12 protein-coding genes are annotated in these 18155 nt (G+C 60.4%); 8 read left to right on the top strand and 4 right to left on the bottom strand.

The genetic code is table 11. The annotated features are described in order from the left end of the window. The first annotated feature begins 15 nt into the window (after window positions 1-15). The 5 genes from BGO89_09690 (at window position 16) to BGO89_09670 (ending at window position 6880) form a co-directional block, all read left to right on the top strand. On the top strand, window positions 16-3069 hold the full coding sequence (locus BGO89_09690; protein OJX56794.1) for a hypothetical protein: 3054 nt from the start codon (window positions 16-18) through the stop codon (window positions 3067-3069). Continuing rightward, on the top strand, window positions 3066-4625 hold the full coding sequence (locus BGO89_09685) for a bacillithiol biosynthesis cysteine-adding enzyme BshC (protein ID OJX56793.1): 1560 nt from the start codon (window positions 3066-3068) through the stop codon (window positions 4623-4625). Before BGO89_09690 ends, BGO89_09685 begins: the two co-directional genes overlap by 4 nt. A gap of 3 nt (window positions 4626-4628) precedes the next feature. Further along, window positions 4629-5111 (top strand): hypothetical protein, encoded by a 483-nt coding sequence (locus BGO89_09680; protein ID OJX56792.1) that lies wholly within the window; start codon window positions 4629-4631, stop codon window positions 5109-5111. 63 nt (window positions 5112-5174) lie between these two features. Further along, window positions 5175-5831: a hypothetical protein gene (locus BGO89_09675; GenBank protein OJX56791.1), complete on the top strand. Its 657-nt coding sequence runs from the start codon at window positions 5175-5177 to the stop codon at window positions 5829-5831. Continuing rightward, window positions 5831-6880 carry a hypothetical protein gene (locus tag BGO89_09670; protein ID OJX56790.1) on the top strand — a complete coding sequence of 350 codons (1050 nt, stop codon included), beginning with the start codon at window positions 5831-5833 and terminating at the stop codon, window positions 6878-6880. The genes BGO89_09675 and BGO89_09670 overlap by 1 nt, the downstream gene beginning before the upstream one ends. Before the next feature lie 248 nt (window positions 6881-7128). Here BGO89_09670 and BGO89_09665 read toward each other — a convergent pair whose 3' ends face one another. Next, window positions 7129-7335, bottom strand: coding sequence for a hypothetical protein (locus BGO89_09665; protein ID OJX56789.1), 207 nt, complete (start codon window positions 7333-7335; stop codon window positions 7129-7131). A 129-nt stretch (window positions 7336-7464) separates the two neighbouring features. Between BGO89_09665 and BGO89_09660 the strand changes: the two genes are divergently transcribed. Further along, complete coding sequence (locus BGO89_09660; protein OJX56788.1) at window positions 7465-8502, top strand: hypothetical protein; 1038 nt, start codon at window positions 7465-7467, stop codon at window positions 8500-8502. Window positions 8503-8577: 75 nt separating this feature from the next. Beyond that, the gene (locus BGO89_09655; protein ID OJX56787.1) at window positions 8578-8940 is read left to right on the top strand and encodes a hypothetical protein; all 363 of its coding nucleotides are present in this window, start codon (window positions 8578-8580) and stop codon (window positions 8938-8940) included. Here the strand turns inward: BGO89_09655 and BGO89_09650 are convergent. Together BGO89_09650 and BGO89_09645 are read right to left on the bottom strand one after the other, a co-directional pair. Continuing rightward, window positions 8937-10277 carry a hypothetical protein gene (locus BGO89_09650; GenBank protein ID OJX56786.1) on the bottom strand — a complete coding sequence of 447 codons (1341 nt, stop codon included), beginning with the start codon at window positions 10275-10277 and terminating at the stop codon, window positions 8937-8939. The two genes, BGO89_09655 and BGO89_09650, sit on opposite strands and share 4 nt — an antisense overlap. A 13-nt stretch (window positions 10278-10290) precedes the next feature. Continuing rightward, a complete protein-coding gene (locus tag BGO89_09645) occupies window positions 10291-15636 on the bottom strand; it encodes a hypothetical protein (GenBank protein ID OJX56785.1) in 5346 nt (1781 codons plus the stop codon). 76 nt (window positions 15637-15712) lie between these two features. Between BGO89_09645 and BGO89_09640 the strand changes: the two genes are divergently transcribed. Then, window positions 15713-16555 (top strand): hypothetical protein, encoded by an 843-nt coding sequence (locus BGO89_09640; GenBank protein OJX56784.1) that lies wholly within the window; start codon window positions 15713-15715, stop codon window positions 16553-16555. 4 nt (window positions 16556-16559) lie between these two features. Here BGO89_09640 and BGO89_09635 read toward each other — a convergent pair whose 3' ends face one another. Then, the gene (locus BGO89_09635) at window positions 16560-17927 is read right to left on the bottom strand and encodes a hypothetical protein (protein ID OJX56783.1); all 1368 of its coding nucleotides are present in this window, start codon (window positions 17925-17927) and stop codon (window positions 16560-16562) included. Window positions 17928-18155 lie beyond the last annotated feature (228 nt).

The raw sequence follows: 18155 nt of genomic DNA, 5'->3' as shown, positions 1-18155 counted from the left end.
TTCGGCAAAGTTACCATGAAGCGCTTCTTCCCTCTCCTGTTTCTTCTAACCGCTGCGCTGTCGGCACGGGCGCAGGTCTCCACCAGGGCCATCGACGGGTTGCGCACGAAGTCGATCCGGTTGATCGCCATCACGAACTGCACGGTGATTCCCGAACCAGGGAAGCGCATCGACAGCGCCGTGATCATCATCCGCGACGAACGGATCGAGGCCGTGGGCAGGAAGCTCTCCATCCCGCAGGGAGCGGAAGTACGGGACAGTCGCGGCATGTGGGTCTATGCCGGCTTCGTCGATCCCTATCTCGACGTAACGTCGGTCGGCGAAGGAAAGTCCGAGACGAAGGATCGCCCATGGTGGGAGGACGAAGGACCGGAGACGCCGACGGCAGTCGGCATCCGCCACTGGAACCAGGCCGTCCATCCCGAAGTACGCGCCTCGACCATGATCAACGTCGCCGACGATGCCGCGACGCAACTTCAGAAGCTCGGCATCACGGCCGGTGCCGCAGGGTCGCTCGACGGCATCTTCCGCGGAACCTCCGCAGCCATCCTGGTACGTCCCGGCACGGCATCCATGACGGTGATCGCCGACAACGTCTATCAAGGCATATCCTTCCGCAAGGGAACGTCGCGCACACCCTATCCATCGTCGATGATGGGCTGCATCGCCCTGATCCGCCAGACCTTCAGCGACGCCACCTGGTACCACAACGCCCACACCGTGGCGAAGCGCAATGCCTCCCTCACACCTCCCGAAACGAACATCGCCCTCGAAGCACTGATCGCGAACAGCCAGCTTCCCTTCATGGCAGAAGCGCAGGACGAACACGACGTCATGCGATGGAACGAACTGTTCCGTGGCACCACGACGATTCCCCATATCATCAAGGGTAGCGGCTTCGAGTACCGTCGACTCGCCTCGATGGCCTCGCTGAAGCCCAACATCGTTCTCCCTCTCGCCTTCCCCACGACACCCGACGTCCGCGACGTCACCGGTGCAGGCGAAGTCGCACTCGTCGACCTCATCCACTGGTACTGGGCTCCCGACAATGCCCGTCTGCTCGACAGCGTCGGCTGTACCATCGCCTTCACGACGCATGGCCTCAAGGACAAGTCGTCCTTCCTCGACAACGTACGTCTGTGCGTCGCCCGCGGCATGGATTCGTCCCACGCACTGGCTGCACTCACGACGACGGCCGCGAAGTTCGCAGGCATCGCGGACCGCTGCGGTCGCATCGCCCCGGGATACTATGCGAACGTAGTATTCGCCAGTGGCGACATCTTCGACAGCAAGACGTCCATCAATGCCGTCATGGTTGCAGGCAGGACCACCGAAGTCAAGCGTCAGGCCGACATCGACATGCGCGGCGTCTGGACCATGACGTCCAGCGCCGTGAGCCGGAATCTCACGGTACGCATCAGCGGCAGTGCGACGGCTCCATCCGTCGCCGTCAAGGCGGACAGCATCCCCGTGCCGTCGACCTTCACGGTCAGCGGCCAGCGGATGCACTTCACCCTGCAGCTCGACACGCTCGGTATCAAGGGCATCGCACGCGGCGCGGCACTCGCCGACAGCATCCTCGTGAGCGGCGTTCTCACGGCACCGGATGGAGCCGACGTGCCGTTCGTCCTGCGTCGCGACTCACTGATTCGGAAGACGCCCGACGTACGTCCTCCCGTCGCTTCACGCCGTCCTCTGCCGACCTGGCTGCCGCTCGGCCCCTTCGGCATGGACAGCCTGCCGGCGCAGAACACCATCGTACTCAAGAACGCGGCGGTATGGACCTGCGGTCCCGACGGCGTTCGTCAGAACACCGACGTCGTCATCAGCGGCGGAAAGATCACGGCCATCGGCAGTGGCGCGGGCGCCGGTGCCACGACGATCGACTGCACGGGCATGCATATCACGCCCGGCATCATCGACGAACATTCCCACATCGCCATCTCGCGCGGCGTGAACGAAGGAACGCATGCCGTCACGACGGAAGTGCGTATCGGCGACGTTCTGGATCCCGACGACATCAACATCTATCGTCAGCTCGGCGGAGGCGTCACGGCGTCCCACCTGCTCCACGGTTCGGCCAATCCGATGGGTGGGCAATTGCAGTTCATCAAGCTGCGCTGGGGTGCGGATGCCGAAGGACTGAAAGTAAACGACGTCCCCGGCACGGTGAAGTTCGCTCTCGGCGAGAACGTCAAGCAGAGCAACTGGGGTGATCGTTTCACGGTACGCTATCCGCAATCACGTATGGGCGTCGAACAACTCATGCGCGATGCCTTCCGTGCAGCGCGCGAGTACGAGCACGATCTGAAGGACACAGACCCGGGCAAGCTTCCCGTACGCCGTGATATCCAGCTCGATGCACTGGTCGAGATCCTCAACGGCAGCCGCAAGATCCACTGCCACTCCTACGTGCAGAGCGAAATCCTGATGCTCATGAGACTTGCCGAAGAATTCGGTTTCCGCGTCCATACCTTCACGCACATCCTTGAGGGATACAAGGTCGCACGCGAGATGGCGAAGCATGGTGCATCCGCGTCGTCGTTCGCGGACTGGTGGGCCTACAAGTTCGAAGTCTTCGACGCCATTCCGGAAAGCCCCGCCATCATGCACGAACAGGGAGTCCTGGTCAGCATCAACAGCGATGACGCGGAGATGGCCCGCCGCCTCAATCAGGAAGCTGGGAAGAGCGTCAAATACGGTAACGTCAGCCCGGAAGAAGCCATGCGTTTCCCCACCATCAACGCTGCGAAGCAGATGATGGCCGACAGGCGCATGGGAAGTATCGAAACGGGCAAGGATGCCGATATCGTCGTATGGACCGGCAATCCCCTTTCGAACATGTCACGCGTCGAACGGACCTACGTTGACGGACGCGAGATGTTCTCCCGCACCCAGGATGCGCGCATGCGCGAACGCGACGCCGAACTGCGTCGATTTTTGGAACAGGAAGCGCTCAAGTCCATCGCCTCGGGTGGTGCCGTCGCCGGTCGCGGCTCGGGACCGCGTCGCATGTATCACTGCGACGACATGGAGGACGAAGGCGGCGCCGAACACACAGAACGATGACCACCATTCCTCTCAGGAACCTTCCCGGATCGGCTCTGCTCCATGCATGGCTGGAACGGAATCCATCGCTCATACGCCATTTCCCGACGACGACCATCGACCGCGCATTCTGCGAAACACGTCGTAACGACGGCGCTGCACGTTCACGTCTTCGCTCCCTCGTCGAAGACGGTCTCCGTACGGTGGAGATGTCCGAAGCACAACGTGCATCGCTCCATGCCCTCGTCGAAGAACGGGCCGTGGTCACCGTCACTGGACAGCAGATCGGCATGTTCGGGGGACCGTTCTATACGCTGCTGAAGATCGCATCGAGCGTGGCCCTGGCCCGTGAACTCACCACGACGCTCGATATGCCGGTCGTACCGGTCTTCTGGCTCGAGGACAACGACCACGATGCGCACGAAGCTGCGACCGCAGTCCTTCAGCAGGCCGATGGCTTCCCCGTCGGAATGCCGTTCTGGGATGGCGACTCACCCCGCATCCCCGTCGCGCAGCGCACGTTCGGCGACGATATCGCGGAGCGTCTCGCTCCGGCGCTCGCCATACTGAACGGCCAGGATGCGGACAACGTCAGGGCAGTCCTGACTTCGATCTACCGTCCGGGCACGGCATGGAACGATGCTTTCGTCCAGTTGCTGCAACCGATGCTCGGTGCATGGGGAGTGCTTGTCGTGCGGGGCTCGGACGTGATACGTCACGGTCTTCATCTGCCTATCCTTCTCAAGGAGCTCGCATCGCCCGGTGCCGTGCGAGAACGCATCGACGAAGCATCCGCCGCACTGAAGAGTGACGGTTACCATGCACAGATTCAGGGGCACGACGTCAACGTCTTCATCCATGACGACGAAGGACGCCGCAGGCCGACGACGGAAGAAGCGCCGGCCATGATGGACCTCGCGGCGAAGGAAGCGCACAGGTTCTCGCCATCGGTCGTGATCCGTCCCGTCATCCAGGATGCCGTCCTGCCGAGCGTAGCCACCGTGCTCGGTCCGGCCGAGCTCGCCTACCACGCACAACTCGGCAGCGTCTACGAATGGTTCGGCATCCGCATGCCCATGCCGGTGCTGCGTCATACGGCGACGTTGATCGATGCGAGGACGCAGCGCCTGCTCGAACGTACCGCACATGAAGCCTCATGGTTCATGAGACCATGGCCAGACGTCGAACGGGATGTCGTCGCCATTCTCGACACGAACCGGACCCCACCGTCCGACGAAGCGGCCCCACATATCGCGGCACTGCTCGCTCCCTATCGCAAGGCCCTCGGCAGTCTCGATCCGACGCTCCTCGGAAGCGTCAATGCCGCCGAAGCCAACATCGTGAAGGCTCTCGATCAACTCGACGGCAAGATGCGCTCGGCCGTCAAACGTGTCAACGGCGAGATCCTGGATCGATACCGCTGGTGCGCCAACACCATCTATCCGTTCGGGGCACCTCAGGAACGCGCATATGCGCTGGGAGTGTGGTTAGCCAGATTCGGTACCGAAAGCCTTCGTAACATTGCAGGACAGATCTGTTCACAGGACCGTACGGTCCATACGATCATCAACGGATAGAGCATGGAGCGTCCCTACATCCTTGTCGTCGACGACAACAAGATCACGACAAAGCTGATGCGTCGATATCTCGAGACGCACGGCTTCGATGCAGACGAAGCGAACGACGGTATGGAGTGCCTCGACAAGGTCGCCGTACGTCAACCCGATGCCATCATCCTCGACGTCATGATGCCCCGCCTCGATGGCTTCGAGACGGTACGCACGCTCAAGACCGACCCTGCCACCGCACGAATTCCCGTCGCCATCGTCACGGCACTCAACGACATGGCCACGCAGGTCAAGGCGGTCGAAGCCGGAGCGGACGACTTCCTCACCAAGCCCATCGAAGAAAAGCTGCTCATCACCAAGGCGCGGATGCTCACCACGCTGGGCCAGGAACGCCGACGCATAGCGCGTCTGCGTACCATCATCAACAGCCTGCTCAACCAGAACCGCGAATCCATCGAATCGCTCCTGAAGGAAGAAGGCTTCAGCGGCGAATGATCGCCCCGTTAAACGCAACGATACCATTGATACGTCCTGACCCTTGCTCCGCGATTCTTTGCTATGTTGGCAGCGGACGACGTCGACGTGTCCCGAAACAACCATCATCAGACAATGAAAAAGTTCCTCTTCCTGGTCCTCCTCGTGGGCTGCACCCAGATCCAGCAGATCACGAACAGCCTTTCGTCGCTTCAGAAACTGCAGTTCAAGCTCAATAGCGTCACGCAGATGAAGCTCGCAGGTGTCGACATCACGCGCATCTCGTCGCCGGGCAGCCTTTCCATCGCCGACGGCCTCGCCCTGACGCAAGCCTTCGCGCGGAAGACACTGCCCACCAGCTTCACGCTGAACGTCGATGCGAAGAACCCCAACACGGGAACAGCGGGCACGAGGCAGACGGCCGTCACGCTGAAGGACCTCGACTGGCGTCTGTTCATCGACGACAAGCAGACGGTCGCAGGCAATCTGCAGTCACCCCTCGAAATTCCCGGTAACGGCCAGACGGCCGTGATCCCCCTCGGCGTGAGCCTGGACCTGTATTCGTTCTTCGCCGAAAAAGGCTATGACGGCCTCGTCAACCTGGCCCTCGCCCTCGGTGGAGCGAACGGTTCCGCCGCCCGACTCAAGCTGGACGCACAACCGAGCATCACCACGCCGTTCGGCCCGATGACGTATCCCAGCCGTATCACCATCGTGGACAAGGAGTTCCGCGGTAGCTGATGGACTATCTCATACTTGCCGTAGGTGCCCTCGGCAGTGGCCTGTGCGAATACCTGGCCTCTGCCCTCTTCAGTATGCCCGCCTCCGTCATCGCCACGATGGCCGAAGAAGGATCGGATGCGGCTTCACGCGTTCGTGCGGCGATGGACGAACACGAGGAAGCAAGACTGTCGATCAGTATCATCGACGTAGCCTTCCTGGTGCTGACGACGGCCAGCGTGGCCTCCCTGACGCTGCCCTTCGCGAACAGCTCCCTCTTCCTCATCGACATGCTCGTCCTGATCTCGGCTGTCGTCCTCATCAAGACTGTGGCCGCCGTGATCGGCGCCCGTTTCTGGGATCGCATGCTGCGCGGTACGAGTCTGCTCCTCGGTGCTGCGATCTTCACCGCACGCCCCTTCATCTGGCTCCATCGCCTGCTCATGAAGATCGCACGCCCGGGCGACAGCGAAGACGACTCACGCGAGGAACTCGAAGCACTCGTGGAGACCGCGCGTGAGGAAGGCGCCCTCGACCCGGGTGAATACCGCATCATGACCAACATCATGAAGCTCAGCAGCATCGAGGTCAGCGACGTGATGACGCCCCGTATGGTCGTATATGGTGCGAATGAGGACATGACGATCAGCGACGTCATCAAGCAACCCGAACTCCAGATGTATTCACGCTTCCCGGTCTTCGACGACGAGTCGCTCGACAGCGTCAGCGGCTACGTCATGACGAAGGACGTTCTCAGGGCCGCACTGGCAGGGCGCCATGCCGCTCCGATCTCGAAGCTCAAACGCGACGTGGACTTCATTCCCGAAAACATCTCGCTCGATCAGGCACTCGAGCTTTTCCTGCAGAAGAAACAGCATCTGCTGATGGTGGTCGACGAATATGGAGGTGTAGAAGGCCTGCTGACGCTGGAAGACGTCATGGAGACCATGCTCGGCGTGGAAATCGTCGATGAAGCGGACCACGTCGTGGACCTGCGTGCTCTGGCGAAGCAACGCCGCGACCAGCGCATCGCCCGTCAGAACGAGGCAAGCGCCACTACTCTCGAATAGTCAACGGATTCCGTTACAAACGGATACTGCCGGCCGGGCACCTTCCCACAGCCAGTAGGCGCCGTAACTGCGCCTACTAGCTGAAGAGAAAGGGAGAAAGACAGTGCATGGGCATGGGCATGGGATTGGGCACTACGAAACCAATCCTGTGTGGTTGTACTGTGGTGCTGGTCTCACAATCGAAAGGGCTTGTGTTCATCATCGGGTTGTCTGCATTTCAAGTGGGCGATCGGTGCCTGAGCCAATGGTCAATCACGGAAAGGATCGATGATCCTAACTTGCGACACCTGACCCTGGTACGTCGTCCAGATCCAATCCTGCGTCACTGGGTCCTGATACACCGCATTGATCGTCGATAGATTTGCCGTTTTGTAATCGCTGATTTGAGTGGTCGTATAGGTGCCCGGGGCACTGATACAACCGATCCAAAGGAGTATGGCGATGAGCAAATCCATGACAATCCTCAGTGACCGTGAAGCAGATCGTAACCGAGGGCAACTTCACGTTCCGGACATGCGCCAGAGCTGCCATTTCCATATATTTTGGGACATCGTATTCCGATGTCTTCATATCCGAGTTTACCTATGTATCATACGCTACATCAGATAGTCGAAGCGCTGCAACAGCTCGATAAATGGCCGCTGGAAAGCATGGGGAGCAGGACGTCGAAACGCAAGACCAATGAAGAGAAGATCCTTGCCGGCTTGAATTTGGGACACATCAGATCGGACATTCTGCTCGCCCGGTACATCTATGGAAGCAGCGGAAGGATCGACAGCAGGTATCGAAAGCTCGTCACACGTACACAATTGAAACTCGAGCTCGAATTGCTCGGAGCCGCGCTTCCGGACTCGCTCCCCTCACGTACCTACAAGCACCTCACCGTGGTACGCAGCGCCGTACTCGGTCAGATGCTGATCCGGCTCCGTGCCAGCAGCGGCGCACGACGTCATCTGCTCAACAGCGTCCACAAGTGCACGACGCCGGAAATGCTATGGTTCGCCATCGCCTCACTGGACGTGCTGGCCTTCGACGCAGCCAGCAATGGCTCGCGTCAGCAGGTCGAACAACTGACGGCCATGAAGGACACCTTCATCGAGAGCGCTTCCATCATCAGCGAGATCAACGATATCCGCAACAGGATCATCGCAGCCACACGGAAGTCACGCCGTGACAGGACAGCCCTCACACCCGTCGTGGCGAAGGCACGTAAACTTCTCGGTACGAACAGGACGACGGATATCTCCCCCTATGTACAGATAGCCGCGAGCCGGCTTGCGGCTACGGTTGCGCAGGTGCAATCGGATATCAAGCTCGGCCTGGAAGGAGCGGCCATGCTGCAACAGGCCTGCGAAGCCCTGGGGTCCTTCGACACGGCGATGCGTCGCGAATATCATCAACAGCGGCTCTTCATGTTCCTCATGGATGGGCAGGCACGCAACGCGCTGGAAGAGGCCTCGCAGATCCAGCACCTGACGGTGAAGGGAAGCACGTCATGGTTCCAGGCGACGGAAGGATTGACCGCACTGCTCCTCCAGAGCGGAAGGATACGCCCCGCCCTCGAAGCCTGCCTCACGGCAACCTCGCGTTCGGAATTCAAGCATCAGCCCACACCGCTCTAGAACGACATCCTGTTCCGCAAGAGTATCTGCGAGCTGCTCGAGACGACGGTCGATATGACCAGGTCGTCCAGGAGCATGGCCGCGCGACAGATCGAGACGGTAGAGGCTACCAACGAGCCGACCGTACTGAGAATGATCTATCGCATCCTGTACAGAACGAGGACCTCGGACATGGTCGGCCTTCAGGATGCCATCGGCACCTTCAGCCGGGCACTGATGCGCTCGTCCGTCTACGGACGCGATACACGGCTGAAAGCGTTCCGCCGGTTGCTGTCGTTATGGTCGAGGCTGGACTTCGATGCGAAGGCGACGATGGCACGGGCCGCCGGGAAAGAGCACCTCGCGGCGATCCAGGATCAATCCCTCTCGAAACTCTCGCCATACGAAGTCATTCCCTTCCATCTCCTGTGGAAGCGCCTCGTTGCGATGACGTCCTAACGGACGACATTCATGACGACCGTGGAATCGTCCATCCGCAACCGGAGCCATCGTTCCATGGTTCGCTGACGCGCCGGGCGGATCGTGCGTCTCGCATGGACATAGACGATGGCAGGCCCCGATGCCGGATGATGGTATCCGACATTCACGACGTCATCGAAGACGACCATCATCTCATCGCGAATACGCTCGACCTCATCGTTCATGTTCTTCACCTCACCGAGCTCGCTCTTCAACGAGTCGATCGTGCGGTCGCGGGACGCGATCATGTCGTCCGTATGCATGATCACATGTTCGAGATCCTTGCGCTTCGCATCGCGTTCGAGAGCGAAACGCCCGATATCACCGGGTTGGCGAACGACCATCCGCGCCGCGGCCAATCCGTAGCCATCCCTCATACCGTCGAGTTCCTTGAGCTCATTGCTGGATATCTGGTCACCGATGACCGTCAGCTCGATACGTGATGAATCGGGAGTGAAGGCCTTGTCCGTCACCAGCACCGACGCAGTAGGATGCTTTGCCCTGAAATCGGCAACGAACCTGCGCACGCGGTTTTCGAAGAGTCCTTCCTGTACCAGACGCACCATGATGAGTACCGAAGGAAGGAGCGTAACGACGACGACGGCGAAGACGATGTTCCGTACCCGGCGCGCCCGGGCGGAGTCGATGATGGCGATGTGCCTGAACTTCAGTATCCGCAGCACGACGAACGTCGCCGCACCGATGCAGACGGCATTGATGAAGAACAGATAGAAACCACCGAAGAAGAACACCGGGTCCATGTGGGCGATACCGTACCCCGCTGTACAGAGCGGCGGCATCAAGGCAGTCGCGATGGCGACACCTGGGACGACGTTGCTCCTGTCCTGGCGCACGACGGCGACCGCCCCCGCGATACCGCCGAAGATGGCGATGAGTGCATCGAGCAACGTCGGTGTCGTTCGTGCCACGAGTTCTGACTCGGCCTGACCGAACGGGGACAGGAAGAAGTACAGCGCAGAAGTGACGAGACTGATGACGACGGCGATGGCAAGATTCCGCCCGGAACGGAGCAGGAGCATTACGTCCCATATGCCGATAGCCACGCCGGCGCCGATGATCGGCCCCATGAGTGGGGAGATCAGCATCGCACCGATGATGACGGCCGTGGAATTCGTGTTCAGTCCGAGCGACGCGATGGCGATCGCCGCCACGAGAATCCAGGCCTTCGGCCCTCTGAAGTCTATGTCCTTGCGTACGAGCTCGACGACGGCTTCCTGGTCGATGATATCATCGATGCGGAATATCTGTCGCACGTAGGCGATCACACGCAGCAACGGCCGAGGTATTCGGGCCATAAGCACTTCCCTGTTATCTGACGACGAGGAGTCCCCGGCCATGATACGAATGAACGTCGTCATTGTACATGGCATCGGCTCCCACAGGCCCCATCCTGAAACGTCCGAGAGAAACTGCACGGACGATGTAATAGTAGCTGCGCTCGGTAGCTTCGGCGCGGACGAACAGGTTCATACGGTCGTCGCGGTAGTCGTAGTACTGCGCCACCGCCGCGTCCTTCGCCCAGGCCATCGTGCTGAGTCCACCGAGGCGCGGGTTCTCGAGTTCGAGCCCGGCAGGCAGCACATCGGTGATCACGACGTTATCGACCGAGCTTCGATCCGTGGTACCGACGGTGATCTTCACGACGACGAGATCATTCTGCTGAAGGACGAGATTCGGGAGCTGATTCCCGTTCCTGTCGAGGAAGGTTCTGCGGACACGCAGCGTTCTGTCCTCTTCCTTGAACTGCCCATCTGCACGCAGACCTTCGACCGCCCAGTAGTAATAGACGGTACCACCCGACGCCGCGATGCGATAGGAGCTGCCGTCGGCATGGTCGATCGTTGCCGTGGCACCGTCCATCACGGCGACCTGCTTGCCGTTGCGTGTGATGACGGCCTTGACGCCGCTCTTCACGGCACGGCGTGCAAGCTTGCCGAGCGCGAGTACCGCGAAGGCATTTTCCTGCGTGGAATACACGTCGTCCGCCTGCATGCTTTCCGAAAGGCGCCGTGCGAGCGCTCCCGTCTGCGCGTCGTCCGGCGCGGCCGTCACCAGCGCATACAGCGACAGCGCCATATCGCGGCGCGGCGATGCGAACGAACCACCGAATTCGGCCTGATACGTTTCAGGGACGAAGACCTTCGGCACGACGGCATCATAACTTCGCCTGTCACCGAGCAGGAGATAGGTACAGGCAAGAACGTATCGACTATCCTGCGACAACGACGATGCATGACTCTTCCACACGTTCATCGTCGAAACATCCTGACGTCCGGCAGCGGCCAGCACGAAGAGCGAATAGAAGACGTCACGCGGAGGCTTGTTCCCGCCATACGTCTTGGCCTTGTGCGCGATGAACTGGAGCAGTCTGTCCAGCACGCGCTGGTTGACCTCGTACCCGGCCTTCTGCGATTCGTAGAGGAAGTGCGCGGAATAGGCCGACGTCCACCACGACATGTCGCTGCCACCCGGCCAGGTCGTGATCCCGCCATTGTATCCCTGCATGCCTTCGATCTTGCGTATGGCCTCCTGCACGTTGCGCGTCGGATCGCTCGTCATCACGACGTCCGTCTTCCACGCCTTGACGAGATCGGCGAAGTATATCTGCGGGAATGCCTTCGATATCGTCTGCTCGGCACAACCGTACGGATAGCCGAGCAGTTGTCCGAGATTCTTGGCGATGCGCACCGCAGGGAACGAACTCACAACCAGGCGCCCTTCCGCAGTGCCCTGCATGAATGAGTGCTGCAGCGATACCGTTTGCGCTTCTCCTGCCTTGACGCTTCCCGCACCGCTCTGCTCCATCAATGGAACGTTGGGGCGGACGCTGATCCGGATGGTCTGCACGAAGGTCTCCCCCATCCCCTTGACCGTCGTCGTGATCGTCGAGACACCGAGCCCCGGCCCTGCGACGACGACGAACGGGACACGTGCTTCACGGGACGCGTCGATGGCGATGCGCTGCATAGCAGGCGATGCGAGCTGGACAGGACCCGTGGCCGACATGCTGACTTCCGCGGATGCATTGCGCGACGTCGTATTACTGACGAAGACCGGGACGTTCACGGTGTCGCCCGGCGTCATCGCCCGCGGTAACGGCGTGCTGATCACGATGGGATCCGCAACTGTCATCGTCTGTTGTCCCGATCCGAACGAGGAGCCCTTCCAGGCAACGGCCATGACGCGAACGGCACCACTGAAGGCGCTCGGCAGTTCGACGTCGATGGATGCCTTTCCACTCCTCGCGGTAAGGATCCCACTCCAGTACGACAGCAGCGTGACGCGTTGCGCAGTGAAGGGATTCAACCTCCGCATCATGTCCGCACCGGCCCCGTAGGCCATACGGGCGATACGCAACTCGGGGAAGAGGAACGGATACATGTCGTAGCTCTCCGATTCCAGTGCACGCTTCTGATAGAAGTAGCCATGCGGATCCGGCGTCTTCGTATCCCGGACCTGCAGGATGCCTTCATCGACGACCGCGATCGTGAGCTGTGCGCCCGGCTCCGTGCTGACGGTGATCGTCTGCTTCCGGTTGCTCCGCGTACTGGCTGCTGCACCGATGGTGATGGGCAAACGGCTTCCCGGACGTTCCACCATCAAGGCCTGATATCCGTGTGCCACCGTCAGTGGCATGTCGCTCTTCGCATGCGGCTTGATGAGCGTCGCCGTCACGTACACGTTCGGCGTCCATTCATCCTTGATCTTGAGTTTCAGCGTCGCCGAGCGCTTGTCCGTCTGCACCTGGTGATGTTCGAGCACTCCGTCGCGTTCGACGGTCACGAGCAGCTTGCCTGCGAACGGCGTCTTGAACAGTACCGCTGCCGTTTCGTTCGGCTTGTACGACTCCTTGTCGAGAACGATGTCGACGAGACCTTCGGTATTGACTTCGAACGACGATGCCTGCGTGTCACCCCAGCCCCACGACCAGAACGAATAGCCCACGTAGCTCGTGCCGCCCGGCGCACTGATGCGTACTTCGTATTCACCGCTCATCGGTGGACGATACGGGAACGACGTCTTGTCGCCGTCGATCTCGATCTGCCGATCGTCCATCACGATCTCACGCTTCTGCGAGACGTAACGATACCCTTCGCCGTATCCTTCCATCACCGTATGGTATTCGGTGCGGACGATCTGCAGGCGAGCAGTGCCGCGAGAGAGCTTCGCATTGTAGTCCGATGCGATCAGGCCGATGTTGACGGCGTTCTGCGTACTGGTATACTGGTCGAAGCGCCTGATGCCGAAGAGAACCGGTTGCGTATGGACGTCGCGGACGTCCGAACGATGGACGGGGCGACCCGTTTCATCGAACACCGTCACGAAGAATCTCGCCTGCAGGAGGCCGTTGTTACGCAGGGTGGAATCCAGCGTGAACGATTCTCGCGCCATGCTGCCATCGCCGATGACGCCGGCACGCTGATATTCGTGATAGATCCCGTCGTTCTTCGCCGTGAGGTCGAAGGTATAGTCCTTGAACTGCCGTGGCGCGAACGTCTTCCTGTTGACGTAGGCCGAGACTTCGTACTTCCGTCCGACAGCATCCACGCCATGGAAATATCGGGCATTGATCGTAAGGTCGACAGGGACGGCGGGACGTACGACATCGCTGCTGAAGGCGAGATCGACCTTGATGCGATCGGGAAGGAATTCCTCTACCGAGATATCGGTGGTGGCGAGCAAGACGTCATTGCCGGCATATACTTCGGCGATGTACGTTCCCGTGAGTGACGAAGCGGGAACGGGGATGTCGGCCGAGGATGCCCCCTGGTCGTTCAGGGTCAGACGTATGGACCGGAACTCGCGTCCGTTCGGCATCAGGATACGCAGTCGTGCGGGCACGTTTGCCACCGGCCTCCATGCGCGATCGCGTACGATCGTGTTGAGGTGGATGGTTTCGCCAGGGCGATACAGCTCGCGTTCGCCATAGATGAAGGCCTGATACCCTGCGGCGTTCTCGTGCAGCCCCCCGACGTCGAAGCGTGACTTGTCGACACGGGTATCGGCCATTGCGAGGAAGGTGAAGTCATCGCCATGACGTGCCGTGATGAGGCCGATGCGGAAATTGCCGAGTCGCTTCTTCAGGTCCTCCATGCGTGCCACGCCGTCGCTGGCGGTCTGCACATGATCGATCACCTGATTGTTGGTACTGATGAGCGTGAGCTCCACGCCGCCGATCGGTTCGGCATCGTTGATGGAGTTGGCGAAAATCGTCAGATCGTCGGTACCTTCCTTCGCGATCAGGCCGACGTCGCTCAGCGCCACGATCTTCGAAGCCTGCACCCACTGTGATTCCGTGCTCTCGACCTTGACGAGATACATTCCCTTGCGCTCGATATGATCTCTGACGTCGAACGTCAGCACGCCCGTTCCATTCTCGGTCAGACCGAGATCGGCCGTCGCATATTCGCGTGTCATCACCGTATCGCCGTAGTCGCTCAGACCGATCCAGCGGAAGTCGTAGGATCTCACGTTCGTCTCTTCGTCGTACCACGAGTACCGCCGCCCTTCGCGCAGGAAGTGAAGAATGTTGTTCTCGTAGATCTTGAAGACGGTGAGCTTGACTCGAGGGACGTTGACGATGTTGATGCCGAGCGCACGGCTTCCGCGGCTGCCCAGATACATGGCCTTCGACGAGGCGAAGGCGATACCGGGCTCCATCGAACGGAATTCGAGTTCCCTGCCGTACGCTTCCTTGAGCACGCCTCCCACCACGCCTTTGATGGCGGTCGATACCCGGAGACGATAGTAGTCGTCCGCGATGAAGGTGCCACGCACGGTGAACCCCGTCGCCGACCCTTCCACGGTGACCGCCAGTGCGGGTTCGATGGTCACTGCGCCAGACAGCGTCGCCGGATCGACGGCCTGCGTCGTCGTGACGTCGACCACACCTTCCGTACCTTCCCAGCGTGTACGGACATCGACGATGTCCAGGACGTACCGTGACGGCACGACGATGGACGACGTGATCTCTTCCGTGCTCAGGGCATCGCTTTCCGCACAGCCCAGGCCCTTCTCGATTCTCGAGAGCAGGCCCGTCTCCTCATCCTCATCGACGGAACTGGACGAGATGGCCACGACGACGTCACGTCCCGTCGTCGTGTTCACGAGGGAGAACGGGACCGAAGCGCTGCCGCGCATCAGATGCAGCTTCGGTACGACGTCGTTGGGATTGACGTCGTAGTTGAATCGCAACGTGATCTGCACGTCGACGCTGCCATCGGCAGGATTCTTCGTCCACAGGGCGGCAGTACGCTCGACACCGAGATACGGCGTATGGAAGTCGAAGGTCCGTCTGTCGGGAATCGGCGTTCCTGCGGCGGAATGATCGAGAACGCGCTCGGTGATCTCCGCATGATAGGCCGTCGCGGGAAGGAAGCCCGTACCTGGGGAGAAGACGAGCTGCCTCGACGAGATCCATTTGAACTTTCCATAGACGTCCGGCGAGAACGTCACGTATCGCGTCGTATCCCAGCGTTGCAGCAGCGAATCCGGCACCATGTCCTTGTCGAAGGTGAACATCAGGTTCTGATGTGGCTGCACCACGTCGCCGAAGTTCACGGCGACACCTCCATTCCCCATCGACGTGCAGGCGACGACGTAGAGGATCAGGGATGAAAGGAAGAGGGATGCGAAGGATCGGCGAAGTGACATGATGCCCCCGATAGCGGACGGTTGTTCTTGATCAGCACAAATCTATAACTTGTCAGCGCACCGTACGGGATCCATTATGAACGCATATTCGATTCGCAAGGCCACCAGGGACGACCTCGCCACGATGGCTTCCTGGGCCATGGACGAGGGCTGGAATCCCGGCCTGTCCGACATGACGGCATTCCATGCCGCGGATCCCGACGGCTTCTTCGTCGGAGAGATGGGCGGCACCATCGTCTCGTCCATCTCGGCCGTACGGTACGACCGGACATTCGGCTTCGTGGGTTTCTATATCGTACGCCCGGAATACCGCGGCAAGGGCTTCGGCCTGGCTATCTGGAACAAGGCGCTCGAGCATCTCGGCGACATCCCGTCGGGTCTCGATGGCGTCGTTGCGCAGCAGGACAACTATCGCCGAAGCGGCTACGCATACGCCCACGCGAACCATCGCTACGGCGGCATCGCACCGCAGGTCGACGGCAACGGCATCACGGTCGACCTGCATATGGTTCCCTTCGACCAGATATGGGACTACGACGAGGCCATCACCGGCTATCCCCGTGCATCGTTCCTGCGTGCGTGGCTCGACATGGATGGAGCGAACGAACGTGCCATCGTCCGCGACGGCAAGGTATGTGGCTATGGCGCCATACGTCCGTCACGGCATGGCCACCGTATCGGCCCGTTGTTCGCCGACACACCGTCGGATGCCGATTCGCTCTTCCGCTCTCTCTGTTCGGGCATCGTGGGCAAGGACGTCTTCCTCGACGTTCCCGCGACGAATGCTGACGCCGTGGCCCTGGCCCGCCGTTACGGCATGGAACCTGCGTTCGAGACTGCACGGATGTACAAGGGCAGCGTCGTGCGATATCCCGATATGGGACATACGTACGGCATCACGTCCTTCGAGCTCGGGTGACGACCTACACTTCGACGACGGTCTTGACGGCGACGAATTCGTGAAGCCCCTCGATGCCCAGCTCGCGGCCATAGCCGGAATCCTTCACGCCTCCGAACGGGAATCGGGCATCGCTCCGGACGAAGTCATTGACGAAGACATTTCCTGCATGAAGCTCTCGCGTGAAGAGATCGGCACGCCGGCTGTCCTTCGTGAAGACTGCCGCGCCGAGACCGAACGACGTACCATTGGCGATACGCAGGGCTTCGTCGTCCGTGGAGAACGTCATCACCATCGCCACCGGACCGAACAGCTCTTCCTGGGCGACCGGATTGTTCCCGGCGACATCGGACAGGACGAGCGGACGTATGAAGAAGCCTCGTTCGGGCAGCCCTCTCAACGGATCGTCGCTCGCCACGGCACCTGCGGCGACTGCGCGTGATATCTGGTCTAGAAGTGCGTCGCGCAGATCGCGGCGTGCCATCGGACCTATCTGCGTGGATGCATCCAGTGGATCACCGACGACACGTTCGCGCATGAGCTGGATCATCCGTTCGGTGAAGATCGATGCGATCCCCTCGTGAACGATGAATCTCTTGGCCGCGATGCATGATTGGCCGCTATTGATGCAACGCGATTCCACGCACGTACGAACGGCATGATCGAGGTCGGCATCCTCGAGTACGACGTAGGCATCACTCCCACCGAGTTCGAGAACACTCTTCTTGACGTAACGTCCGGCCAGCGCCCCCACCGCCATACCACCGCGCGTCGAACCGGTGAACGTCACGGCGCGAATGCGTTTGTCCGCGATCACATCTTCGACTGCGGGTACATCGATGAACAGCACGTCGACCAGGCCATCGGACAGTCCTGCTTCGCGACACAAGCGTACCGCCTCCAATGCGCTTCCGAACGTCGTCGGCGCATGCTTGAGCAGGACGCCATTGCCCGCGATCAGCGCAGGGGCGGCGAACCGGAAGAACTGCCAGAACGGGAAGTTCCAGGGCATGATGGAAAGGATCAATCCCATCGGCTCGCTGCGCACCACACTCGACCGGAACTCGGAGGCCACGACACGGTCGCGAAGAACATCGTCGGCATAGTCCGCCATGACGCTACAAGCCGTTGCGCACTTCACCACTTCCGACACGGCCTGTCCCAGCGGCTTCCCCATTTCGGCCGTGATGATGCGTCCTGCGCGTGTCGCTCCTTCTCGCAGCACCTCGCCCAGACGTCGTATGATTTCAGCGCGTTCCGCACGCGAGCGGCGTCCCCACTCTTTCTGTGCGGCATCGGCACGGGCGAGCACGTTCTCGACATCTGCCGGACCATGTTCGGCATAGGTGGCGATCACTTCATCGGTCGCGGGATTGACGGAGGAGAAGGGCATGGGGTTGCTCGCAGAGATGGGGTGGAGCGGTAAACTAAGAAGAAGCACACCTCCCACTACCGGCGCTAACTGTGCGATCGAACAGCAGCGGCGTACCTATCCACGACAGATTTCGAGTACGGATTCTTTGCAGCCTTATTGTCGACCATGATCCATACGTGATGTTGTGAATTGGGCACGAGTACAGATCTTTGATAGCTTCCTCCCTACGCACAAGCTTGTCCGCCG

This window comes from Candidatus Kapaibacterium thiocyanatum, assembly GCA_001899175.1.
GTDB classification, from domain to species: domain Bacteria; phylum Bacteroidota; class Ignavibacteria; order Kapaibacteriales; family Kapaibacteriaceae; genus Kapaibacterium; species Kapaibacterium thiocyanatum.
The sequence above is the reverse complement of the archived record's forward strand: the minus strand, read 5'-3'. Positions and strand labels throughout refer to the sequence as shown.